The following is a 24,094-nucleotide window of genomic DNA, read 5'->3' on the forward strand; positions in this document are numbered from 1 at the left end:
TTCCCTTGCCGCTGCATGCTGTCGGCAGGCTAGCACATGGCCGGGTTTGGTCCAGCAGCGTCAGAGCAGCGATGCGATGAACCAGGCAATGGCGGCCCAGAAAAGCGCTGTGGCAGCGACCAGCAGCAGAACCGGCCAACGCGATCGTATGCTGGTGACGCTCTGAACCGGTATCACTTCGCCGGCGACAAGATCCGGCTGCACCGAGCACAGCAAGGCAGAGGCACGGTCTATCTCGGCCTGATAGTCCCGCTGGCGCGCAAGGGCGGCAATGTCGTAGTGCGAATAGCCGCCGGGGCGCTGCTCTTTGGCGTCGCTTGCGGCGGCAGTCGGCTGAGCGGCAGCGGAACGGAGCAGCGCTGCTCCGCCAGCTTTGGGATCCGTATTCAGTTCGATTTTCTCAGCCACACCGATACCGCCTTCGACCGATTGTCCGCGCGACGCTAGAGCGTTCCGTCCGAGGATGAAGCGCAAACGATGCGTACGCTTAAAATATCGTGCCGGGAATGCGGTAAAGCGCGGGGGGGTGCAGGCCGAGGCTTCAAAGCTATCGGCGGGCGAGGCGGCCGGATGGGCGGCCGCTCGCGAGAATGGGGTGTGCGACTTTAGCAGTAGGCCGGCTGAGGCGGCGGCGGTGCAAATGGAGCGGGATACTTCAACACGGGGGCGTTTTCCCGCGTGGCGGTGGCGGCGGCCTGAAGCAAGCGGTGCTTGTCGAGCACGCGGGTCAGCAGAGCACCCAGCAGGTGTCCGGCTGAAGCGGTGAGATCTTCACCGGGAATTTCGATGAAGGCGAGACCGCGATTATGCGCTTCGCGGTAACGCGCGTGATCCATGATTGCGCCAGGAAGCACGGAGAAGCCTGCAACATCGACATAGGCCCGGGCTGCTGTTTCCTCATCGGGCTCTGACAGGCGCGACAGGGCGATCTGCAGCCTTGCCTTCGGTACGCCTGCGTTGGCCAGATTGTAAAACAGCTCCATGGCCGGTTGCAGGTCGTCAAAGCAGGCGCCGCATGGCTGGACGACCGTGTGCGCGACGCTGGCGATCTCGGCGGTCAGCTCAAGGTTCTGGCCGGGGCCGTCGATGATAAGAAGGTCGGCATCTGACGACGTCGCCACAGCGGAATCGGCGTTGTCGAAAGCGGCGACGGAAATGGACGGCAGCACCAGATTGCGGTCGCGCAGGCGCTGCCACCGGCTGGCGGTACGCTGGGCCGGATCAAGATCGGCAAGCTTGGTTTTGAGGCCTTTGCGGGCGGCAACCGCGCACAGCGCGCGCGCCATCGTTGATTTGCCGACGCCGCCCTTGCGGCTCAGAAACGCGACCACGACAGTCATAAAACCCCCACGCATACTGCTGTTGACCGATCCCGCTGCCCTAATGCCTATGGTTAAAAAACGGCGGCAGCTTGGCGCTGAGCGAGTGAAAATGTGGCGGCCGGTGGGGATTGGCTTCACCTTCCGATGCGATCATATGGGTGCGGGGATGCCTCGCGCCTGTCGTGACGGATAACAGCGCCGTTTGGCAGGCGGCAAAGGCATCGATGTGAAACGGAACTCAACGCCCATGAGCAATGCAATGTCGTCGATGCAGACCAACGATCTTGATGCGTTCTGGATGCCATTCACCGCCAATCGAAGCTTCAAGCAGGCGCCGCGTCTCTTTGTTGAGGCGTCGGGTATGTATTACACGACCGCCGACGGCCGGCGTGTGATGGACGGGACGTCAGGGCTTTGGTGCGTCAATGCCGGCCACTGTCGTCCGGAGATTGTCGAGGCAATCCGTAAACAGGCAGGTGAACTCGATTTCGCCGGTACGTTCCAGATGGGTCATCCCAAGGCGTTCGAATGCGCATCGCGTCTGGTGAATATCGCGCCGCCCGGCTTCGGCCATGTATTCTTCGGCAACTCGGGATCGGAGGCGGTCGACAGCGCACTGAAGATCGCGCTGGGGTATCATCGCGCGCGCGGCAACGGCGCCAAGACGCGCCTTATCGGACGTGAGCGCGGCTATCACGGCAGCAATGTTGGCGGCACGTCGGTCGGCGGCATCGGCGCCAACCGCAAGATGTTCGGGCCGCTGCTGGCCGGTGTCGATCATCTGCGCCATACGCACGATCACGACCGCAACGCATTCAGCCGCGGGCAGCCGGTGCACGGTGCCGATCTCGCCGATGATCTGGAACGTCTGATCACGCTGCACGATGCCTCAACCATCGCAGCGGTGATCGTTGAACCGGTTGCGTGCTCGGCCGGTGTTTATGTGCCGCCGCAGGGATATTTACAGCGGCTGGCGGCGATCTGCGCTAAGCACGACATCCTGTTGATCTTCGACGAGGTCATCACGGCGTTCGGGCGTCTTGGGGCTCCGTTCGCTGCCGATTATTTCGGCGTCACGCCGGACATCATCACCAGCGCCAAGGGGCTGACCAACGGCGCCGTGCCGATGGGGGCCGTGTTCGTGCGCGGCGAAATATATGATGCGTTCATGCAGGGACCGGAGAGCGCGATCGAGCTGTTCCACGGTTATACCTATTCCGGCCATCCGCTTGCGTGCGCAGCGACCGTTGCAACGATGGATGTGCTGCAGGCGGAGGGCCTGCTGACGCGCGCGAGTGAACTGGGGTCCTATTGGGAGGAGCGCGTGCATAGTCTCGTCGGGCTGCCGCATGTGCTCGACATTCGCAACATCGGACTGATCGGCGCGATTGAGTTTGAACCGATTGCCGATGCGCCGGGCAGGCGTGCGCATGCGCGGTTCCTGGAAGCGTTCCGTCGCGGCATCCTGGTGCGTGCAACGGGTGACGTGATCGCGCTCGCGCCGCCGCTGATCATCTCGAAGGATGAGATAGATCATCTTATCGGCACGCTGGCGGAAGTGCTGCAATCTGTTGACGATTGATTGCAGCGGAGCAGGGCAGGCGGCTCCGGCGTTCGGAGCCGCCTGCGGTCTTGTCACGCCGTTCCGTTAGAAGGCCTCTTGGGGAGCAGAGCTGTGCGCACGCGATGCCACCAGTCGTTCAAGTGGTTTGCGCCCGAACATGAGAAACAGCGTCGGCGTCGGGAATGCATCCAGCAACGTTGCCGAGATGAGACCACCGACGATGGTGACGGCGACGGGATGCAGGATCTCCTTGCCCGGCTCGTCGGCACCGATCAGCAGCGGGATGAGCGCGACGCCCGCTGACAGTGCCGTCATCAGCACCGGCCGCAGACGTTCTAGCGTGCCGCGCATCACCATCCGCTGGCCGAACTGCTCACCTTCAAACATCACCAGATTGATGTAGTGGCTGATTTTCAGGATGCCGTTGCGCACCGCGATGCCAGCCAGAGTTATGAAGCCGATGGCGCTGGCGACCGAGAATGGCTGATCGGCGATCCACAATGCAGCAACGCTACCTATCAGCGCCAGCGGCACGTTGCCCATGATGATGAGCGCCAGGGTTGCCGATTGATAGCGGCTGTAGAGTACGACAAAAATCAGCATCATCGATGCCAGCGACAGCATGGCTATGAGGCTGGATGCTTCTTCCTGAGCCTGGAATTGCCCTTCAAGGCGGACGAAATAGCCCTGTGGCAGTTGCTCGGTTGCGATGGCCTTGCGGATGTTTTCAACGATCGCCGCCATGTCGCTGCCGTCGGTGTTGGCAAACACGGCTATGCGGCGACGTCCGTTCTCGCGTTGAATTTGATTGGGGCCATCGGTGTCGCTGATGTCGGCGATTGATGAGAGCTGAATGCGTCCGCCGGGGCTCTCGATCAGCATCTCGCCAAGGGCACGGCTGCTGCGATCAGCGTCGGACAACCGGACCACGACGTCGAACCGCTTCGAGCCATCGGCAATCTGCGACACGACCTGGCCGTTGGAAAGAACCTCCAGTGCTTCGGTGATCTGGTTGGGGTTGAGGGCCATAGAGTGCGGCCTTGGCGTAATCGACGCGGACCTGCAACTGCGGGATGCGCACCTGTTTTTCCGTCTGCAGATCGACAATACCGGGAATGGTCCGCAGGCGATCTTCGAGCTGGGCGGCAAGGCCGCGCAACGTGTCGTAGTCGTCGCCGTATATTTTCAGCGCAAGCTGGGCGCGGACGCCTGACAGCATGTGGTCGAGACGATGCGCGATAGGCTGTCCGACCGTGATGCTGGCGGGCAGCATCGAAAGCTTGCGCCGTATATCCGCCAGCACATCCTCGCGGCTGCGGTCGGAAGCGACGATATCGACATCGAGCTCGCTGTTGTGAACGCCCTCGGCGTGTTCATCAAGTTCCGCGCGGCCTGTACGGCGCCCGACCGAACGCACCTCGGGAACTTCCGCGATCAGTTCTTCGGCGATGCGGCCTATGCGATCGGATTCCGTCAGGCTGATGCCCGGTTGCAGGACAACGCCGACGAGCACCGTTCCCTCGTTAAAGGTGGGGAGGAATGCGCGCGGCAATGCCAGCCCCGCAATCGTGGCGGCGACGACGGCAAGGACGGGGACGCCGATAACGAAGGACGGACGACGGAAGCACCACCGGAGGGCCGCCGCCTGCGCACGCTTGAGACCGCGCACCAGCATTGTGTCGTGGTCCGACAGATTGCGCATGCGCGGCAGCAGCCAGTAACTGAGCACCGGGGTTACGGTGAGTGAGACGACGAGGCTGGCCAGAATAGAAACGATGAACGCAATACCCAAAGGCGTGAACAAGCGACCTTCGATGCCTGAGAGCGCGAACACCGGCAGGAACACCAGAACGATGACGATGGTGGCGTAAACGATGCCGGAGCGGACCTCCATCGCAGCGTCGGCGATGACACTGATTAGGCTTCGTCCGTCGCTGCCACCGGCTTCCCTGTGCAGCCCTAAACGCCGGTAAATATTTTCAACGTCGACCACCGCATCGTCCACCAGCACGCCGACAGCAATGGCCAGTCCGCCAAGTGTCATCACGTTGATGGACATGCCCATCACGCTGAACACCAGCAGTGTTGCCAGAACTGAAAGCGGGATGGCGACGAGTGAGATGAACGTCGTCTGCCAGTTGAACAGGAATATGAACAGGATGATTGCTACGCACACCAGCGCTTCCACCAGCACGCGCATCAGCGTGTTGATCGATGTTTCGATGAAGCCGGCCTGACGGAACTGGATGTCGGTGGTGGTTACACCCTCCGGCATCACGCGCTGGAGCTCCGGCAGCATGGCTTCGATCTGTTGCGTGATGCGGACGGTATCGGCGCTGGGCTGTTTCTGTACGGCCAGAATGACGGCGGGCTTGCCGTTGACACCGGCGTCACCACGCTTTGTGCGCGCAGCGAAATCAACGTCGGCAACCTGCCGCAGCGTGATGGCGTGCCCGTCGCGATAGGCGACGGCAAGGTTGCGGAGATCCTCGATCTGGGTCGTGCGCCCGATATTGCGAATGAGGTATTCGCGCATGTTGAGATCGACGAAGCCGCCGCCGGTATTGGAACCGAACTGCTTGATGGCCTTCTCGATGGCATCAAAACTGATGTTGAGGCTGCTCATGCGGCGCGGATCGGGAATGACGCGATACTGCCGCACCTCGCCGCCCATCGGTATGACCTGAGCCACGCCTGGAACGGTGAGCAATTGCGGGCGCACGGTAAAGTCTGCCAGCTCGCGGAGCGTCATAGCGTCGACGGTGGTGCTGGACATGGCGATGAGCATGATCTCACCCATCACGGATGAAATCGGCCCCATCTGCGCCGCGACATTGGCCGGCAGTTGTTCGCGCACGAGCTGGATACGTTCGGAAATCTGCTGCCGGGCGCGGTAGATCTCAACCGACCACTCGAACTCGACATAGACAATCGAGAGGCCAGCGCTTGATACCGAGCGCACGCGGCTGACGCCGGGCATGCCGTTCATCGCGGTTTCGATCGGGTAGGTGACGAGAAGCTCGACCTCTTCCGGCGCAAGGCCATCGGCCTCCGCCATCAGCGTCACTGTCGGACGGTTGAGATCGGGGAACACGTCAACGGGCAATTCGCGCAGCGTAATGAGACCATAAATGGTCAACGCCAGCGCAGCGATGATGACGAACAGCCGGTTATTCAGGCTGGTGCGGATGATGGTGTCGAACATGGCTGCTTGCTCCTCACCGCACCTGATTGATGAGTTCGGCGCCGTCCGTCACGATGCGTTCGCCTTCAGGAACGCCATCGAGCACCAGCACATTCTCGCCGTCGAGTGGGGCGACGCGAACGGGCAGCGGGCGGAACAGCTGTGGCCCTTCCTTGGCCCACACCCGCGCCATGCCATTGGCCGCGCGCACAACCGCAGCGGCGGGCAGCACAACGCCTTCGACCGGCGCACCCTGCTGGATGAGAACCTTCACGGCGGAGTTGATCGTCAGCCCTTCGTGGGGCTCATCAATGCGGAATTGCAGCGGCTGTGCCTGTTGCCGCAGTGAAGGCGCGCGCCCGACCAGGGTTAGCTTCAGGGAGTGATTGTCGAGATCTATGGCATAGGCGTTGCTGATGTCGGGATCGGTATGCTCTGCGCCGCTGATCGCTTCGATCCAGAGGCGATCGGGATCGACGATTTCGAACAGCGTTTCGCGCGTTGTTACAACCTGACCTGCACGCACATTCGCAACTGAAGTGACGCCATCCACCGGAGCTTTCAGCGGCATGAGCTCGGCATCCTTGCTTTGCAGCACGCTCTGTTGCTCGCGCAAAGCTTCAAGTTCAGTACGGGTGTCGTCGATTTCCTTCTGCGCAACTACGGTGGCGATGCGCTTCAACCGGGCGAGCTTCTGTTCTGCGATCTTCAGCTTGCCCGCAACCTCGGCCCGCAGCTGCTGCATGGTGCCAAGGTCGGCAATGGGAATGCTCGGCGCCAGAAACGCCAGCACCTCACCAGCCTTCACCCGTTCGCCAACATGCGAGATGCCGCGCTTGGCCAGTTCTATGCGGCCATCCATAGGCGCCTGCACCTGACCGAAAAACGATGGATCGGGCACCACCGTGCCGATCAGCTCACGTGCTCGCCGTGTTTTCTGGCGTTCTGCAACGATCGTACGCACGTGGAGCAGGCGTTGGGAGGCTTTGGGCAGGAACACGTCGCCATTGGGCAATCGCCGTGGAGCTGCGTTCTGCGCTCCGGCGGGCAGTTCAGGTTCAGCGCCGTGATCGTGACCTTCGTGGGCGCGTGCTTGCCCTGGCATCAGGGCTGCCGCTGCGAGGACGCCGATTGCGAACACTGCGCTGATGGCTGAGATATGTGAATGCGGTGCGCCGTGTTCGTTCGGCGCCGGCACTGTGGCGCCTTCCTCAGTGGCTGCAGACAGGCGGATGGGGCGGAATGCGAACGCCAGCACAAAGCCGAACATCGTGGCAGATCCGGCGATCACCCAGGTGTAGAAATTGCTGAGCGCTGCCTCCCAGGTCTGTGGCGTGGCGGCATGTTCGTGCGCGGCTTCCGCGATGGTCATGTCGCCGGCCAGCACCTGCGCTTTGCCATCGATCGCGACCGAAAACTGCAACGGCTTGAGGCCAGGATCGTCGGCCCACGGCGCTGGGATCTCGAATGTTCCAGCACGGATGCGCTTTGCCGTGCCGCCGGCAATGCCATCTACTGTGAGCTTGATTTCGGCTTCGTCGACCGGCGCGTTGGTGGCGCTGCGATCGAGATAGATCGTGAGCTTGCGATCGGCAATTTCGCCTACAAGCTCAATTCCATCGCCGGAAATTTCAAGCTGCGGCGCGGCCGCCGCTTCCTGGGCAACGGGTTCGTCGTGGGAATGATCTCCATCGCCGTGCGCATGGGCGGTTGCGGCGCAGGCGAGCCGCAGCGAGGGCTAGGATCGTGCGTGATAACAGGCGTGTCATGGCGGCGGCGTTCCGAAGCTTGAGGCATCGTGGGCAGCGCGTCGCGTTGGTGCGGGAATTGTTGCTGCTCTCCCGATTTGTCAGGGAGACGCAATCAAGGCCGGCGGCGCGCTGAGCAACAAACGGCGCGCCGAAGGGCGCGCATCAAGCTGCGGTTCTGGGGGGCCGCATCGGAGGATAGGGCAACTGCCCATAGGGCAGCGCTGCTTGCCGTTCCAGCCGTAGCTGGCCAGCGTCTGACAGGCGCGGCAGCAGCGTGGAACTGGTCAACAATGCCGAAACGGCACAGCAATGGACGTGCACGTGGGTGCAGTCCTGATCGCCGCTGGCAGGATGGTGATCGGATGCGGGAGCCTGCTGGCCCACGGCGGCATAAGTCGCCTTGATGGCATCGCCATGCGATTGGGCTGCGGTGTGGGAATGGGCACCCGTTACCCCGTGTGCATGGGCTTCAAACGTCAGAATGTCATGCAACGCAGGCAGGCCCCCGCTCAGGAGAGCGATGGCAATGACAAGCATCGAGATGCAGCGTTTGAATATCCTTGACACAGGATACAGCAAAGCGGTCCGCCGTCATTTCGTCAAGGCCCATATCAAGGCTGATACGTATGCCTCATGTCGCGGCATCGCGGGGCTTGGCCTCAACAATTCCGTCATAAAGGTCTGCAGAACTGATGCGACCATTAAAAGGAGCCAGCAGCAGCGTTGATGCGTTACAGGCTGCGGTGCGGACTGCGACCGTTACATCAGGTTCAAGATCGATCACTGGGAGAAAGACAATGAAAACTTTCGCGCTGGGCTTGGCCTCAGTTGTACTGGGAAGCGTTTTGTTAACGGTTCCGGCGGCTGCACACGGCTACGATACCTGCACGCAGGAGCCGAAGGACAAATGGAAGTCGCAGGCGGATGCGGAAGCGGCGGCAACTGAGGCCGGCTATATGGTCACGCGGTCCAAGATCGTCGGCAGTTGCTATGAGGTCTATGCGAAGGACAAGGACGGCAAGAAGTTTGAGCTGTTCTACGATCCGGTCAACCTGAAGCTGGTCGAAAAGCACGACGACTGATGCGCGCCAGGCGGTGGCTGCCATAGGGCGGCCGCTGCCCATGCTTTGTAGGCGTTCTTCTATCGGCGGAGGGACATCAGGCGCGATCCGTGCGAACGATGCTGCAAAGGGTAGGCGAACCCCCATCGGCTTTTAAGATCCCGTCATTTGCCGGTGCTTATAGAGGGGAGCAGATCCATGAGGCTCCAACCTTCCGGCCGGTCCCGAAGTGACAGTCAGAAATCTTTCCAGCCTGCTTGCGCCGCGCTCTGTTGCCTTCGTGGGCGCCAGTTCCGAACCCGGATCGGTCGGGCTGATCGTTGCCCGCAATCTGTTGAGCGGCGGATTTGATGGACCGATCTGGTTTGTCAATCCGCGCCATGACACGGTTCTGGATGTCCGCTGCTTTGAATCGCTGGCAGCGCTGCCGGATGCGCCCGATCTGGTCGTTATCGCAACGCCGCCCGAGACTGTTCCTGACATTATAGCCGAGGCGGGCGCAAAGGGCGCGCGTGCGGCGGTCGTCATAACGGCGGGCGTAACGGGTGAACTGCGTCAGCGCATGCTGAATGCAGCGCGGACCTATTGCCTGCGCATCGAAGGCCCCAACTGCATCGGGCTTTTGCTGCCGCATATCGGTCTCAACGCCAGCTTCTCTCACCGCATGCCGATCAAGGGTGATCTAGCGGTCATTTCCCAATCGGGCGCGCTGGTGACGACGATCGTCGACTGGACGGCATCGCGCGGCATCGGCCTGTCGCAGGTTATATCGCTAGGCGATATGGCGGATGCCGACTTCGGTGATTTTCTGGATTACCTCGCCGGTGACATCGCCAGCCGCGCGATCCTGATTTACATGGAAGCAATGACGGATGCGGCGAAGTTTATCTCCGCAGCGCGCCGTGCTTCCCGCGTCAAGCCCGTCATCATTCTCAAGTCGGGCCGCAATGCCGCTGCCGCCAAGGCGGCGATGTCACATACGGGTGCGCTTGCGGGCGCCGACGCGGCCTATAACGCCGCCTTCCGGCGCGCCGGTGTGCTGCGGGTGAACGAGCTGCGCCAGCTTTTCGATGCCGCCGAAATTCTTTCTGCGGTTCCGCATCTGCATGGTGAGCGGCTGACCATTCTCACCAACGGCGGCGGTGTGGGCGTGCTGGCCACCGATGAACTGGCCGATCTCGGCGGCAAGCTGACCGAACTGCCCGCCATGACGCTGCAGCAACTCGACGAGTGCCTGCCGGCGACATGGTCGCGCGCAAATCCGGTCGATATCATCGGTGATGCCGGCCCAGAGCGCTATCGGAAGACAGCGGAGATTCTGCTGGCTGACCCGGCGACGCATGCGCTGCTGGTGATGAATTGCCCGACCGCGATGGCGTCCAGCGAGGAAGCGGCGCAGGTCGTGGTTGATCTGGCGGAGGTGCATCGCCGGCAGCGGCCGCGCAAGGTCATTCTGACGAGCTGGCTGGGTGAGGACGCGGCGGAGCCGAGCCGGCAGCTGTTTGCGAAGGCCGATATTCCGACATTCGCAACGCCGGAGGCCGCGGTTGAAGGGTTCTGGCAGCTTGTGCGCTATCGCCGGGCCCAGGAAGAGCTGATGCAGGTGCCGCCGTCGGCGCCGGAAGCTTTGCAGTTCGACCGCGCGAAAGCCGATCACATTCTCGCCGAAGCGCGCCGCAAGGGGCGCACGATGCTGCTTGAAGCCAAGGCGAAAGAACTGCTGGCCAGTTACGGCATACCGGTGGTGCGGACGCTGCGCGCGGCGACGCCCGAGCAGGTTGAGCAGCGCGCGGCGGAACTGTTGCAGGATCACCGCGCCTGCGTCGTCAAGATCGTGTCGGATGACCTGCCGCATAAGTCCGATTTCGGTGGCGTGCGTCTTGCGATTGCTTCCGCGCGCGAAGCCCGCACGGCAGCCGAAGAGATGCTGCTGAATGTGCATCGTCTGCGTCCGGATGCGGTGCTGCGCGGCTTTACAGTGCAGGCGATGATTGAGCGCGCCAATTCGCACGAGCTGATTGTCGGTGCGAGCGAGGATGCGACCGTTGGCCCGCTGATGATGTTCGGAGCAGGTGGCACGGCGGTTGAGGTGACGGCTGACACGGCCCACGCGCTGCCACCGCTCGACTTGAAGCTGGCCTATCAGATGATGCGTGAGACGCGTATCTACGGGCTGCTGCAAGGCTATCGCGATCGGCCGGCAGCAAATCTCGATGCCATCGCGATGGCGCTCGTGCGGCTCAGCTATCTTGTGGCGCGTCACCGCGAGATCCGCGAAGTCGATATTAACCCGCTGCTGGCAGATGAGCATGGTGTTGTTGCACTGGATGCCCGCATCCGGATCGCCGATGAAGCGGAAGAACCGCGCCGGCCGTTGGCGGTGCGGCCGTTCCCCGTCGAGTGGGAGCGCGCGATAGACGTCGAAGGGCTGGGAGAGGTGACGTTGCGCCCGATCCGTCCCGATGACGAGCCGCATTACGTGCGCCTGTTTGACCGGATCAGTGCGGACGATCTACGCATGCGGTTTTTCACGGCCGCGCCGGAGCGGACATTCCGCTTTTTCGCGCGGATGACGCAGATCGATTATGCGCGCGAGATGGCGTTCATCGCAGTTCACGGCGACGAGGTGCTGGGTGTTGCGCGCCTGATTGCCGATCCCGATGGCCGGCGGGCGGAATTTGCGGTGATCGTGCGGTCAGACCTGAAGGGTAGGGGGCTCGGGTCGGCGCTGATGCAACATCTGATCGCCTATGCGAAGTCCGAAGGGTTGGGCGAGCTGATCGGCGATGTGCTGGCAGAAAACACCGGCATGCTGGCCATGTGCCGGTCGCTGGGCTTCACGTCGGTCTATGAGCCGCAGTCGAACCTGTTCCGATTGAGCCTCGATCTGGGGCGTGGCGCGCTGGGCAGCAAAGAAAGCTGATTGAGCCAGCAATTTCACGCCGGCCATTTCGTGCGGGCGACCGCAGCCAACGTCACGGCACGCGCATAAACGCTGTGCGACAGCGCAATTTCCGATGTTCTGAGGCGGTGCAAACTGGAGCGGGTGAAGGGAATCGAACCCTCGTATTCAGCTTGGAAGGCTGCTGCTCTACCATTGAGCTACACCCGCGTGTCCAGAACTCGGCTTTTTACTCCAATAAGCCGTTCCGTCAACCCGATAAAATCCGAACAAATGGCCGCGCAGGGTAAGCCTGTCCCGGAGCATCGGGGCTGTTCGTGCTGCGTTATGCGGTCAATCGCATGCGCTGGGCCGAGAGTGCAAAGATGCGCCGCTACGTCGACGCGCAAAAAGGTTCGCGCGGGCAGGGCAATCACTGATTAGCGGCCGGAAGCGAATTTCGTAGTGTTGCAACCGACAACGAATGCCTGCTCCAGGTCGCCTGTCTGTTGCGGATTAATCACTCAGTGTGAGGAATGAATAAAGTAGGCTTTTTCGATGGCTGTTGGATCCGGCTCGAATCAATGAACAGTATTTTTGACGTTGTGCTCACTTCATTTGTTTTCGTTTCGGGAGAAACGCCGATCCGTTTACGCATTGCGCCTCGTCGCAGGAATTGAAATTTTGATGTGCGGGTAAATCCGCATCTGGCTTTCTGTTCTGAATGTTGCGCGCGCTTTCAGCGTTCATTTTCAACGATCGGTCGTGATCGTCCGCTATCGCGTAGCCCATAGTCTGGGCCGTCATCGAATAAAAAGTACGCTTTCCAAATTTCACAGGGCGATGTGGCCGCTGGCTGATGGCGGCTGCAAATTTCAGGGGTTGCCAGGGGCTGCTATGTCAGAGCGAAATTTCAAATACCGTCGTGCGCCAATTTCGCATCATGCCGATCCGACGGTCGTTGCAAAGGCGCTTTTGCCGGCGCTGCTGTTTGCATCGATTTTCAGTCCCTCGACAGCGCAAGCACAGCAGGTTCTGGCCAACGGAACGTCAGAGACTGCGGCCGGCACCTATACGCTAAGCCTCAATTCATTCCCGGTTTTCTATGCGCTGAATAACGGACAGATAACAACGACCGCGCCGGTTTTCATTACGTCGACGGGCCAGCTTTCGACGGCAGTCCAGTCGATTATCGGCAGCACTGTGACCATACAAGCTGGATCGACCATCACGACGACGGGTGAGAATTCCGTTGCCCTTGCTGCGCAAAGCAATGGAACGATCGACATTTTTGGGACGACAATCACCACTACAACCGGTGCCTTCTCGCGCGGCATCCTTTCACTCGGTGGTTCGACTGTGACGCTTACGGATAGCACCGTAGATGTCCAGGCGTCGTACGGCATGGAAATTGGCTCGGCGAGCGTCATTTTTAACAATACGACGCTCGAAGCGTTCGGCTTTGGCGCTGACTTGAATGGCAACGCATATCTTAATCTTGAGAACGGGTCTTCGATCACCACGAATGAAGCGGGTGCACACGGCGTAGACATCAGCGGCGTCGGCAACCTGATTGAGATCGATGACAGTTCGATCAATGTTCATGGCGCTGGCGCGGCGGTGTTCCACAGTGCAGGCGACAGCAGTCTCGAAATCGAAGACAGTACGCTTTCATCTGACGCTGGCGCGGTGTTTGAGGTTGTGAGCGGCACGCAGTCGGCGACCGTCAACACCACAACCATCACCGGTCTGGAGATTATGAACGTAAGCGCTGGTGCGTCGCTGTATGTATCAGTCGGGCAGACCACGCTTACCGGTATGGCGACGACAGCAGCCGGCGGTACGGGGGATCTAGGCCTGTATAATTCAAGCGTTTGGAACGTAACGGGAGATTCGAGCCTTACGAACCTGACCAATAGCGCTTCGGTGGTGGAATTTACGCCGCCCAGTTCGAGCGCGGGACCGTTCAAGACGCTAACCGTTCGTGATTACCTTGGTATAGGCGGCAGAATTGCCATCAACACGGTTTTGGGCGGCGATGGATCGCCATCCGATAAGGTTGTGATCGATGGTGGTACGGCGTTTGGCACCTCGGTGCTCGCCGTTAACAACGTCGGTGGCACTGGAGCGCTCACCCAAGTCAACGGCATTCTCGTCGTCGATGCGATCAACGGCGGCACAACGGTGCCGGGTCTCTTCTCACTGGCCGGACCTGTGACGGTGGGTCCTTACGAATATTCGCTGTATCGCGGCAGCGTAGACTCTTCCAATCCCAACGCCTGGTATCTGCGCTCGGTTCTTGACTGTTCGCTCGATCCATCGGCGCCGGTGTGCAACAGCCCTGGCCCTTCACCGACGCCGAACTATAGGCAGGAAACCTCGCTCTACGCCGCTGTCCCGGCGATGACGCTGCTGTATGGCCGCATGATGCTCGACTCTCTGCATGAGCGCCGCGGGACTGCGGTAAGCGCATACGCAGAAGGCGCACCGAACGCCGCCTGGGCCCGTGTTATCGGCCAGCATGGCGATCGAGACGGCGACCGCAGCGGCATCTACGGTTCAGGCCCGAAGTACGATTACGACTTCTGGGCCTTCCAGGGCGGCATGGATCTCTATCGCGATGGCGATGTGGGAACGTCGCGCAACCATGCCGGTGCATTCTTCGCCATTGGCCACGGTTCAGGCGATGTCGATCACTTCGGCAGCGGTAAGGCCGGCGAGAATTCCTTCATGGCCTATTCATGGGGCGCCTACTGGACCCACTACACGCCGAACAACGCCTATGTCGACGCGCTGCTGTTGGGCTCGTGGTACGATATTGATGCCAAGTCGAACCGCATCGACAAGTTGAAAACCGATGGCGGTGCGTTCGGTGCCTCGCTGGAAGGCGGCTATCCGGTTTACACCGGTCCCGGCGGTTTCAGCATCGAGCCGCAGGCGCAGTTGGCCTTCCAGACGATCAACCTCAACAATGGTTCCGATGTCAGCGCGCAGGTGCACTTTGACAACGTCAACTCGCTGGTGGGCCGCGTCGGCATTCGCTTCGCGCAGGATTTCGGTGCGCCGACATGGTTGACCGGAGCACCGTCCACCTTCACCGCCTGGGTGCGGCCGAACTTCTGGTATGAGTTCCTCGGCGATCCGAAGACGAAGTTTGCAACGGGCACGGGCTTTGTCCCATTTGCGGCCGACATGGGCGGCACCACATTCGAGATCAACACCGGCTTCAGCACCGAAGTTGCCGACGGCACAGCGATCTACGCCAACGCGTCGTATCTCGTCGGTCTCGGCGATCATGCCGACGGTAATGCCTACGACGGTAAGCTGGGCGTGAAGGTCGCCTGGTGATGTTAGTGCGGCGGGAAGGCGGCCGCGCCTTCCCGTTCTGCATCCATGCTGCAATCTCAACACTAACAGTGCAGCGGTTTTGTAAACCGGCGGCCGACTGACTGTGTCTCTGTCGATCATCTGAGGCACCCGCACTGGCGTGCCGTCACGGTTCCAGATTTCCTCTGGCGTACCCATATCCGTTTGGGTGATGGTCGCTTCTGCGTGGGGTGGCCAATCCGACCAAGGGGGCGCGAATGCTGATCGTGACGACGAACGACCTGCCAGGATACAGGGTCGTTAAGCATCTGGGCATGGTGCGCGGCTTGACGGTGCGCTCACGTAGCGTGGTCGGCAATATTGGCGCTTCGATTCAGATACTTTTCGGCGGGCACATCTCGCTGTATACAAAACTGGCTGAGGAGGCCCGGCAGGAGGCATTCGACCAGCTTGTCCGTCAGGCTGAGGAGCGCGGTGCCAACGCGATTCTCGCCATGCGCTACGATGCTAACGAGATCGCTTCGGCGGTTACGGAAGTACTGGCATACGGCACTGCGGTTGTGGTTGAGCCTGTTTAGCAGCCTGAGCGTGTGCATTTTGGGCAATTTCAGCGACCCGGGTGAGGCACTTGCGTCTTCCGGGGCGACAATTGCGTCACTAGCAAGTGACAAAGGCAAAAAGTTCGGCTAAGTATGCCGGCCTTGCGGGGACTAGCGCGCGCTTTCCCAGCAAAATAGGGGTGTAGCTCAATTGGTAGAGCGTCGGTCTCCAAAACCGAAGGTTGGGGGTTCGAGACCCTCCGCCCCTGCCAGATACATGGATACATTCGCGGCGCGGGCGTCGGATGGTCCAAACGGCCGACGCTAAAACGCGTCAGGTTGTCGCATGATGCCCGGGAAAGTTGAATTGATGGCCAAATATAACCCGGTCCAGTTTATTCAGGAAGTTCGCCAGGAGGTTTCCAAGGTTACTTGGCCGACCTGGAAAGAGGTCTGGATCACAACCATCATGGTTCTGGTGATGGTGAGTTTGGCCTCCGTCTTTTTTCTTGTTACGGATCAGGTCATCGGTTGGCTGGTTCAGCTCGTGCTGGGCGGGCGATAACGCCGGAGCGGTGAAGAACTAGTGTCCACTGAATTTGCGCAAACGCGCCCTGAAAGAGCGGCTATGGCGAAGCGCTGGTATATCGTGCACGCGTACACCAACTTTGAACGGAAGGTGGCGGAGTCGATCCGCGAGCGTGCCAAGGCGGCCGGACTGGACGATCTCTTTGAAGAGGTTCTGGTTCCGACCGAGGAAATTATCGAGGTAAAGCGCGGTCGCAAGGTTCAGGCTGAGCGCAAGTTTCTGCCTGGCTACGTGCTGGTCAAGATGGAGATGACGGACCCGGCGTTTCTTCTGATCAAGAATACGCCTAAGGTCACCGGGTTCCTTGGCGCTGAAAATCGCCCGATGCCGATCTCTGAGGACGAGGCCATGCGCATCGTCAATCAGGTGAAGGAGGGTGTCGAGCGTCCCAAGCCGTCCATTACCTTCGAGGTCGGCGAGCAGGTCAAGGTGGCCGACGGTCCGTTTGCCTCTTTCCAGGGGCATGTCGAGGAGGTGGACGAGGAGCGTTCACGTCTCAAGGTGGCCGTTTCGATCTTCGGCCGTCCGACGCCTGTCGAGCTGGAATTCGGCCAGGTCGAGAAGGTGGTAGGTTAAGCGCTGGTGTTTTGCCCGGCTGCGCTCAGAGCGTGGTCGGGTTATGCGCTGTTGATGGCTGGTAACGTTTCGGCAGCTGGAAGCGTTTGATTGGCCAATTGAATTTCGGGCGGATGGCGTAACAGCCTATCCGTTCCAGCCCGCAAGGACAGCCTCTCACGGGCCTCCCTGCGGTAAACCGCGGGAGAGCCGGCAGGCTCGTCGCACCGCTAACCCTGGGAAGGAATGCCCCTTCCCGTCAAGTGCTAGGGGATACCATGGCAAAGAAAATCGACGGTTATATCAACTTGCAGGTGCCGGCGGGGGCGGCTAATCCCTCGCCGCCTATTGGCCCCGCGCTCGGTCAGCGCGGCGTCAACATTATGGAATTCTGCAAGTCGTTCAACGCCAAGACCAAGGACCTGGAGCAGGGTACGCCCATCCCGGTGAAGATTACGGTCTATTCCGACCGTTCCTTCACGTTCGTGATGAAGACGCCTCCTGCAACGTTCCTTATCAAGAAGGCCGTTGGCATGAAGGCGACCGGCAAGCCCGGTTCGGGTTCCAAGAACCCCGGCCGTGACGTTGCCGGCTCCATCACGATGGATCAGCTTCGCGAAATTGCGAAGGTGAAGCTGAAGGATATGAACACGGACGACATCGAGGCTGCGGCCAAGACGATCGCCGGCTCCGCCCGTTCCATGGGCCTCCAGGTGAAGGAGTAAAGGCGATGTCAGCTAAGGTAAGCCCCGAAGTCATCAAAGAAGCGCGCGCTGCCGGTGGCAAGCGCATGGCGGAAGCCGTCAAGGGTTATGATCGCAACAAGTTCTACGCGATCGAAGAGGCGATCAAGCTGCTCAAGGAACGCGCCAAGGCGAAGTTCGATGAGACCGTTGAGATCGCAATCAACCTTGGCGTTGATTCCAAGCACGCCGATCAGATCGTGCGTGGCGTCTGCAGCCTGCCGAACGGCTCTGGCCGTACGGTGCGCGTTGGCGTGTTCGCCAAGGGTGCAAAGGCTGAAGAGGCAAAGGCTGCCGGTGCCGACGTTGTCGGCGCTGACGATCTTGCCGAGCAGGTCGCCAAGGGCGTGATCAACTTCGATCGCTGCATCGCGACGCCCGACATGATGGGCGTTGTTGGCCGCCTCGGTAAGGTGCTCGGCCCGCGCGGCCTGATGCCGAACCCGCGCGTTGGCACGGTGACGATGGACGTGGCTGGTGCCGTTGCTGGCGCCAAGGGCGGCTCGGTCGAGTTCCGCGCCGACAAGTCCGGCGGCATCGTTCAGGTCGGCGTTGGCAAGGTCAGCTTCAGCGATGACGCTCTGGTGGAGAACATCAAGGCGTTGGTCGATGCGGTGGTCAAGGCTAAGCCGACCGGCGCCAAGGGCACCTACGTGAAGCGCGTGTCGGTGAGCTCGTCGATGGGCCCCGGCATCAAGGTCGATTCCGCCAGCCTTGGCGGTGGTCAGCCTCTCGCCTAAGGCGAGGCCAAGAGAATTCGGGCGTCGCCTTAGGGCGGCGCTTGATGCCGGATCAAAGCCCGATCCTGTCCAGCTTCACGCTGGGCGGGGCGGGCTATTTCCGGAAGTACTGTCCGAGACTGTGGGTGCCGTCACGCCTTTGGAGTGATGGCTTAAGTCCAAAAAGGGGCCCGCATGAGACAGGAGCGACCCGGTTTCGTTTTTCTCCACAAGGGGAAGCAAGCCGGTTTGAGCCTGGGTCAGCACCGTGCCGCTCTCGCAGGCGCGCGGTTGGACAGAACTAGCGTCGCCGCATTCGGGTGAGCCCGGTCGGCGGCAAGGTGCAACCCGCGGGACGGCGATAAGCCGGTCCGTAAACTGGAGTGAGCAGGTGGATAGAGCCGCGAAACGTGAGCTCGTGACGACGCTCAACACCGTGTTGAAAGACACGGGGCTGGTTGTTGTCGCCCACTATGCCGGGATGACCGTCGCCCAACTGACTGACTATCGCCAGCGCGTGAAAGAAGCTGGCGGTAAGGTCAAGGTGGCCAAGAACCGGCTGGCGAAGCTCGCTGTCAAGGATACTTCGTACGAGACGATCTCGGATCTCTTCAAGGGGCAGACTATCATTGCCTACTCGGAAGATCCGATCGCCGCTGCGAAGGCTTCCGTCACCTATGCCAAGGGGAACGACAAGCTTGTCATTCTCGGCGGCGCTATGGGTGACACGGTCCCTGATGCGAACGCCGTCAAAGCGCTCGCCGAACTGCCCTCACTGGACGAACTCAGAGCAACGCTCATCGGTCTCCTCAACGCGCCGGCGACGAAGATCGCCCGCACGATCAAGGAGCCTGGTGCACAGCTTGCCCGGGTCATCCACGCGAAGGCAGCCCAAGGCGAAGCCGCTTAATGACAGGGGCGGCGCCCTCAGGGCGCCACGACGTCACAGAAATCGCATGTCGAAAGACTGCAACAGTTTATTGGTTCAAACCGAAGGAACTACAACATGGCCGATCTTGCAAAGATCGTTGATGATCTCTCTGCCCTCAGCGTGCTCGAAGCCGCTGAGCTTGCCAAGCTGCTCGAAGAGAAGTGGGGCGTTTCCGCCGCTGCTGCCGTTGCCGTTGCTGCGGCTCCGGGTGCTGCCGCTGCTCCGGTCGAAGAGCAGACCGAGTTCACCGTTATCCTGAAGAACGGTGGCGACAAGAAGATCAACGTTATTAAGGAAGTCCGCGCCATCACCGGCCTGGGCCTCAAGGAAGCCAAGGACCTCGTTGAGGCCGGCGGCAAGCCTGTGAAGGAAGGCGTGTCCAAGGACGAAGCTGCTAAGCTGAAGAAGCAGCTCGAAGACCAGGGCGCGACCGTAGAAGTTAAGTAAGACACGTTCGGCAACGGGCGGCGAGAGGTAAGCTCTCAGAGCTTTTCCTCCCTCTCGCCGTCCACGCCAGCGGTCTGACGGACGTCTCTCCGGAGGGTCTTTTTGGGGGTTGTGCCACCTCCAAACGGGCCCTCCGGTGAGCCGTTTCCAGGCTGAAGCGAGGGTTGGCGGCCCTCGCCGTGAAGGCAGCAGTCGCGCGGGCCGTCACCTGCGCAGATTACAAGGAGCGAAAATGGCTGAGACCTTGAACGGCCGCAAGCGCATCCGGAGGAAATTCGGATCCATTCGTGAAGTCGCGGAGATGCCGAACCTCATTGAGGTTCAGAAGAGCTCCTATGACGACTTCCTGATGGTCAAGGAGCCGCCGGGTGGCCGTTCTGACGATCATGGACTTCAGTCGGTCTTCAAGTCGGTGTTTCCGATCTCGGACTTCTCCGGTCGGGCCACGCTTGAATTTGTGCGTTACGAGTTCGAGCCGCCGAAGTACGACGTCGACGAGTGCATGCAGCGCGATATGACCTTCTCGGCACCGCTGAAGGTCAAGCTGCGCCTTATCGTATTCGATGTGAACGAAGAAACCGGCTCCAAGTCCATCAAGGACGTGAAGGAGCAGGACGTATACATGGGCGACATGCCGCTCATGACGTCCAACGGCACCTTCGTGATCAACGGCACCGAGCGCGTTATCGTTTCGCAGATGCATCGCTCTCCGGGCGTGTTCTTCGACCACGACCGCGGCCGCACGCATACCTCGGGCAAGCTGCTGTTTGCCGCCCGCATCATTCCGTATCGTGGCTCCTGGCTGGACTTCGAGTTCGACGCCAAGGACATCGTCTATGTGCGTATCGACCGTCGCCGCAAGCTGCCGGTGACGTCGCTGCTGTATGCCCTGGGCCTCAACGACGAAGAGATCCTGAGCTTCTTCTACAAGCACATCACGATCAAGGAATCGAAGCGCGGCTGGAAGATGCCGTTCGTGCCCGAGAAGATGCGCGGTATGACGCCGGCTGCAGATCTCGCCGACGCGAAGACCGGCGAAGTGGTTGTGAAGGCCGGTGAGAAGATCACTGCCCGCCGCGCCCGCGAGCTGTCCGAGGGTGGCCTCAAGGAAGTGCTGGTTTCGTCCGACGATCTGGCTGGCCGCTACATCGCTGCCGACATCGTCGATATGGACACCGGCGCGATCTTTGCGGAAGCCGGCGACGAGCTGGATGCCGAACTTCTGGCCGAGTTGAAGGATCAGAAGGTCAAGGAATTCCCGATCCTCGACATCGATCACGTCAACATCGGACCGTTCATTCGTAACACGCTGAGCATCGACAAGAACGCCAACCGCGAAGAAGCGTTGATGGACATCTACCGGGTCATGCGTCCCGGCGAGCCGCCGACGATCGAGGCGGCAACGAACCTGTTCCATTCGCTGTTCTTCGATCCGGAGCGCTATGATCTCTCGGCCGTTGGCCGCGTGAAGATGAACATGCGTCTGGAGCTGGATGCGCCGGACACCATGCGCGTGCTGCGCCGTGAGGACATTCTTGGCGTCATCAAGACGCTGGTCGATCTGCGTGACGGCAAGGGCGACATCGACGACATCGACCATCTGGGCAACCGCCGTGTGCGTTCGGTCGGCGAGCTGATGGAAAATCAGTATCGCGTCGGCCTGCTGCGCATGGAGCGCGCCATCAAGGAGCGCATGTCGTCGGTCGATATCGACACGGTGATGCCGCAGGATCTCATCAACGCCAAGCCGGCAGCGGCAGCGGTGCGTGAGTTCTTCGGTTCGTCGCAGCTGTCGCAGTTCATGGACCAGACCAACCCGCTGTCGGAAATCACCCACAAGCGCCGTCTTTCGGCTCTTGGTCCGGGCGGTCTGACGCGCGAGCGTGCGGGCTTCGAAGTCCGCGACGTGCATCCCACGCACTATGGCCGCATCTGCCCGATTGAGACGCCGGAAGGTCCGAACATCGGTCTGATCAACTCGCTGGCGACGTTTGCCCGTGTGAACAAGTACGGCTTCATCGAGAGCCCGTATCGCAAGGTCATCAACGGCAAATTGACAGACGAAGTTGTCTATCTGTCGGCGATGGAAGAAATGCGCCATCACGTGGCGCAGGCCAACGCGCAGATCGACGAGAAGGGCAATCTGGTCGACGATCTCATCACCTGCCGTTACCAGGGCGACGTGCTGCTGGTTCCGCAGGAGAAGGTCGACTACATCGACGTTTCGCCCAAGCAGCTCGTTTCCGTGGCCGCGGCGCTCATTCCGTTCCTTGAGAACGACGACGCCAACCGCGCGCTCATGGGCTCGAACATGCAGCGTCAGGCCGTGCCGCTGATCAAGGCGGAAGCGCCGCTGGTCGGCACCGGCATGGAAGAAGTGGTTGCCCGCGATTCCGGTGCTGCCATCGCGGCGCGCCGGACCGGTGTTGTCGATCAGGTAGACGCAACCCGTATCGTTATCCGCGCGACGGAAGAGAACGATCCGTCGAAGCCGGGCGTCGATATTTATCGTCTGCGCAAGTTCCAGCGCTCGAACCAGAACACCTGCATCAACCAGCGTCCGCTGGTGCATGTTGGCGATCAGATCCGTGCTGGCGACATCATCGCTGACGGTCCTTCGACCGACCTGGGTGATCTGGCTCTCGGCAAGAACGTGCTCGTCGCGTTCATGCCGTGGATGGGCTACAACTTCGAAGACTCCATCCTGATGTCCGAGCGCGTCGTTTCCGACGACGTGTTCACCTCGATTCACATCGAGGAATTCGAGGTGATGGCCCGTGACACCAAGCTGGGTCCGGAGGAAATCACGCGCGACATTCCGAACGTTTCGGAAGAAGCGCTGAAGAACCTCGATGAAGCCGGCATCGTCTACATCGGCGCGGAAGTGAATCCGGGCGACATTCTCGTCGGCAAGATCACGCCGAAGGGCGAAAGCCCGATGACGCCGGAAGAGAAGCTGCTGCGCGCGATCTTCGGCGAAAAGGCTTCCGATGTTCGCGATACCTCGCTGCGTCTGCCGCCGGGTGTTGCCGGTACGATCGTTGAAGTGCGCGTGTTCAACCGCCACGGCGTCGACAAGGACGAGCGTGCGATGGCGATTGAGCGCGAGGAAATCGAGCGCCTCGCCAAGGACCGTGACGACGAGATGCAGATCCTGGACCGCAACGTGTTTGCGCGTCTGAGAGAAGCGCTGATCGGCAAGGAAGTAGCGAAGGCTCCGAAGTCCGCTGGCAAGGTGACCAACATCACCGGGGAAACCCTCGACGATGTTCCGCGCAGCCTGTGGTGGGAATTCGGTCTGAAGGACGAGAAGGCTCAGGCCGAAATCGAAGCCATCAACAAGCAGTACGAAGAAGCCAAGAAGAGCCTTGGTCTTCGGTTTGCCGACAAGGTCGACAAGCTGCAGCGCGGCGACGAGATGCCTCCGGGCGTGATGAAGATGGTCAAGGTCTTCGTCGCGGTGAAGCGCAAGATCCAGCCGGGCGACAAGATGGCCGGCCGTCACGGCAACAAGGGTGTCGTGTCGCGGATCGTGCCTGCCGAAGACATGCCGTTCCTTGAGGATGGAACGCCGGTTGACGTGGTTCTGAACCCGCTGGGCGTGCCGTCGCGCATGAACGTCGGACAGATCCTCGAAACGCATCTTGGCTGGGCTTGCCGTGGCCTCGGCCGCGCCATCGATGACGCACTGCATGACTACAATGCCAGCGGTGAAGCGAAGGCGCTGCGCGAGGTGCTGACGAAGGTCTACAGCCAGGAGCAGCTCAAGCCGAATGCATCGGATGACGAGTTGGCCGCGCTGGCTGGTCCGCTGACCAAGGGTGTGCCGATTGCTACGCCGGTGTTCGACGGCGCCAAGGAAGCCGACATCGTTTACATGTTGAAGGCTGCTGGCTTCGACAGCTCCGGCCAGGTGACGCTGTTTGATGGACGTACGGGCGAGCCGTTCGATCGCAAGGTTACGGTTGGCTACAAGTACATCCTGAAGCTGCACCATCTTGTCGACGACAAGATCCACGCCCGCTCGATCGGTCCGTACTCGCTCGTCACGCAGCAGCCGCTGGGTGGTAAGGCGCAGTTCGGTGGTCAGCGCTTCGGTGAAATGGAGGTCTGGGCTCTTGAGGCGTATGGCGCTGCCTACACGCTGCAGGAAATGCTCACCGTCAAGTCGGACGACGTTGCCGGCCGTACCAAGGTGTACGAGGCCATCGTCCGCGGCGACGACACCTTCGAAGCCGGCGTGCCGGAGAGCTTCAACGTGCTCGTGAAGGAAATGCGGGCGCTGAGCCTCAACGTCGAACTCGAAAACTCTGACGCGCGGATGCTGCCGTCGCCTGAGGGTGGCCCGCAGCCGACGCCGGAGACCGAGCCAGAGGCGCAGCCGCAGCTTCCGCCGGCTGCCGAGTGATCGATTGACGTTTAAGTCCGGGGCTGGAAACGGCCCCGGACAGCGCGCTTAACAGTGCGCAGGAATTCCGAGG

The 24,094-nt window shown here is 60.9% G+C and carries 18 protein-coding genes, 2 tRNA genes and 1 pseudogene; 15 read left to right on the forward strand and 6 right to left on the reverse strand.

What is annotated here, in order from left to right:
- Positions 1-60: 60 nt before the first annotated feature.
- Together QEZ49_RS11480 and QEZ49_RS11485 are read right to left on the reverse strand one after the other, a co-directional pair.
- Entirely contained in the window at positions 61-408 is a 348-nt protein-coding gene (locus QEZ49_RS11480) for a hypothetical protein (RefSeq protein WP_280387007.1), read from the reverse strand.
- Positions 409-605: 197 nt separating this feature from the next.
- Positions 606-1,340 carry a ParA family protein gene (locus QEZ49_RS11485; RefSeq protein WP_280387008.1) on the reverse strand — a complete coding sequence of 245 codons (735 nt, stop codon included), beginning with the start codon at positions 1,338-1,340 and terminating at the stop codon, positions 606-608.
- Positions 1,341-1,569: 229 nt separating this feature from the next.
- Between QEZ49_RS11485 and QEZ49_RS11490 the strand changes: the two genes are divergently transcribed.
- Complete coding sequence (locus QEZ49_RS11490) at positions 1,570-2,904, forward strand: aspartate aminotransferase family protein (protein WP_280387010.1); 1,335 nt, start codon at positions 1,570-1,572, stop codon at positions 2,902-2,904.
- A gap of 66 nt (positions 2,905-2,970) precedes the next feature.
- Here QEZ49_RS11490 and QEZ49_RS11495 read toward each other — a convergent pair.
- A pseudogene (locus QEZ49_RS11495) lies at positions 2,971-6,091 on the reverse strand (efflux RND transporter permease subunit).
- Between the two features lie 13 nt (positions 6,092-6,104).
- Positions 6,105-7,442 (reverse strand): HlyD family efflux transporter periplasmic adaptor subunit, encoded by a 1,338-nt coding sequence (locus tag QEZ49_RS11500; RefSeq protein ID WP_280387012.1) that lies wholly within the window; start codon positions 7,440-7,442, stop codon positions 6,105-6,107.
- On the opposite strand from QEZ49_RS11500, the gene QEZ49_RS11505 reads away from it, so the two are divergent.
- Entirely contained in the window at positions 7,413-7,862 is a 450-nt protein-coding gene (locus QEZ49_RS11505) for a hypothetical protein (protein WP_280387014.1), read from the forward strand. The genes QEZ49_RS11500 and QEZ49_RS11505 overlap by 30 nt on opposite strands.
- A 121-nt stretch (positions 7,863-7,983) precedes the next feature.
- Here QEZ49_RS11505 and QEZ49_RS11510 read toward each other — a convergent pair whose 3' ends face one another.
- The gene (locus tag QEZ49_RS11510) at positions 7,984-8,358 is read right to left on the reverse strand and encodes a hypothetical protein (protein WP_280387016.1); all 375 of its coding nucleotides are present in this window, start codon (positions 8,356-8,358) and stop codon (positions 7,984-7,986) included.
- Here QEZ49_RS11510 and QEZ49_RS11515 point away from each other — a divergent pair.
- The 3 genes from QEZ49_RS11515 to QEZ49_RS11525 all read left to right on the forward strand — a co-directional run bounded on the left by QEZ49_RS11515 (position 8,348) and on the right by QEZ49_RS11525 (position 11,805).
- Positions 8,348-8,548 (forward strand): hypothetical protein, encoded by a 201-nt coding sequence (locus QEZ49_RS11515; RefSeq protein WP_280387018.1) that lies wholly within the window; start codon positions 8,348-8,350, stop codon positions 8,546-8,548. The genes QEZ49_RS11510 and QEZ49_RS11515 overlap by 11 nt on opposite strands.
- 70 nt (positions 8,549-8,618) lie before the next feature.
- On the forward strand, positions 8,619-8,903 hold the full coding sequence (locus tag QEZ49_RS11520) for a PepSY domain-containing protein (protein WP_280387020.1): 285 nt from the start codon (positions 8,619-8,621) through the stop codon (positions 8,901-8,903).
- Between the two features lie 208 nt (positions 8,904-9,111).
- Positions 9,112-11,805, forward strand: a complete 2,694-nt coding sequence (locus QEZ49_RS11525) for a bifunctional acetate--CoA ligase family protein/GNAT family N-acetyltransferase (RefSeq protein ID WP_280387022.1) — start codon at positions 9,112-9,114, stop codon at positions 11,803-11,805.
- A 115-nt stretch (positions 11,806-11,920) separates the two neighbouring features.
- On the opposite strand, the gene QEZ49_RS11530 is transcribed toward QEZ49_RS11525, so the two are convergent.
- Positions 11,921-11,994: transfer RNA gene (locus QEZ49_RS11530), tRNA-Gly, on the reverse strand.
- Positions 11,995-12,660: 666 nt separating this feature from the next.
- Between QEZ49_RS11530 and QEZ49_RS11535 the strand changes: the two genes are divergently transcribed.
- The 10 genes from QEZ49_RS11535 to rpoB all read left to right on the forward strand — a co-directional run bounded on the left by QEZ49_RS11535 (position 12,661) and on the right by rpoB (position 24,021).
- Entirely contained in the window at positions 12,661-15,111 is a 2,451-nt protein-coding gene (locus QEZ49_RS11535; protein WP_280387023.1) for an autotransporter outer membrane beta-barrel domain-containing protein, read from the forward strand.
- Between the two features lie 236 nt (positions 15,112-15,347).
- Positions 15,348-15,668 (forward strand): YbjQ family protein, encoded by a 321-nt coding sequence (locus tag QEZ49_RS11540; RefSeq protein WP_280387026.1) that lies wholly within the window; start codon positions 15,348-15,350, stop codon positions 15,666-15,668.
- Between the two features lie 157 nt (positions 15,669-15,825).
- A tRNA-Trp gene (locus tag QEZ49_RS11545) sits at positions 15,826-15,901 on the forward strand.
- Positions 15,902-15,999: 98 nt separating this feature from the next.
- Positions 16,000-16,194, forward strand: coding sequence for a preprotein translocase subunit SecE (gene secE / locus QEZ49_RS11550; protein WP_280387028.1), 195 nt, complete (start codon positions 16,000-16,002; stop codon positions 16,192-16,194).
- A 63-nt stretch (positions 16,195-16,257) separates the two neighbouring features.
- Complete coding sequence (nusG, locus tag QEZ49_RS11555) at positions 16,258-16,794, forward strand: transcription termination/antitermination protein NusG (RefSeq protein ID WP_280387030.1); 537 nt, start codon at positions 16,258-16,260, stop codon at positions 16,792-16,794.
- A 257-nt stretch (positions 16,795-17,051) separates the two neighbouring features.
- Positions 17,052-17,498, forward strand: a complete 447-nt coding sequence (gene rplK / locus QEZ49_RS11560; RefSeq protein WP_068459032.1) for a 50S ribosomal protein L11 — start codon at positions 17,052-17,054, stop codon at positions 17,496-17,498.
- A gap of 5 nt (positions 17,499-17,503) precedes the next feature.
- Positions 17,504-18,256, forward strand: coding sequence for a 50S ribosomal protein L1 (rplA, locus tag QEZ49_RS11565; protein WP_083509390.1), 753 nt, complete (start codon positions 17,504-17,506; stop codon positions 18,254-18,256).
- A gap of 370 nt (positions 18,257-18,626) precedes the next feature.
- Positions 18,627-19,145, forward strand: coding sequence for a 50S ribosomal protein L10 (rplJ, locus tag QEZ49_RS11570; RefSeq protein WP_280387033.1), 519 nt, complete (start codon positions 18,627-18,629; stop codon positions 19,143-19,145).
- A gap of 96 nt (positions 19,146-19,241) precedes the next feature.
- Positions 19,242-19,613 (forward strand): 50S ribosomal protein L7/L12, encoded by a 372-nt coding sequence (gene rplL / locus QEZ49_RS11575; RefSeq protein ID WP_068459033.1) that lies wholly within the window; start codon positions 19,242-19,244, stop codon positions 19,611-19,613.
- A gap of 232 nt (positions 19,614-19,845) precedes the next feature.
- A complete protein-coding gene (gene rpoB / locus QEZ49_RS11580; protein WP_280387035.1) occupies positions 19,846-24,021 on the forward strand; it encodes a DNA-directed RNA polymerase subunit beta in 4,176 nt (1,391 codons plus the stop codon).
- The last annotated feature ends 73 nt before the right edge of the window (positions 24,022-24,094 follow it).

This window comes from Hyphomicrobium sp. D-2, from assembly GCF_029872155.1.
GTDB lineage: Bacteria > Pseudomonadota > Alphaproteobacteria > Rhizobiales > Hyphomicrobiaceae > Hyphomicrobium_A.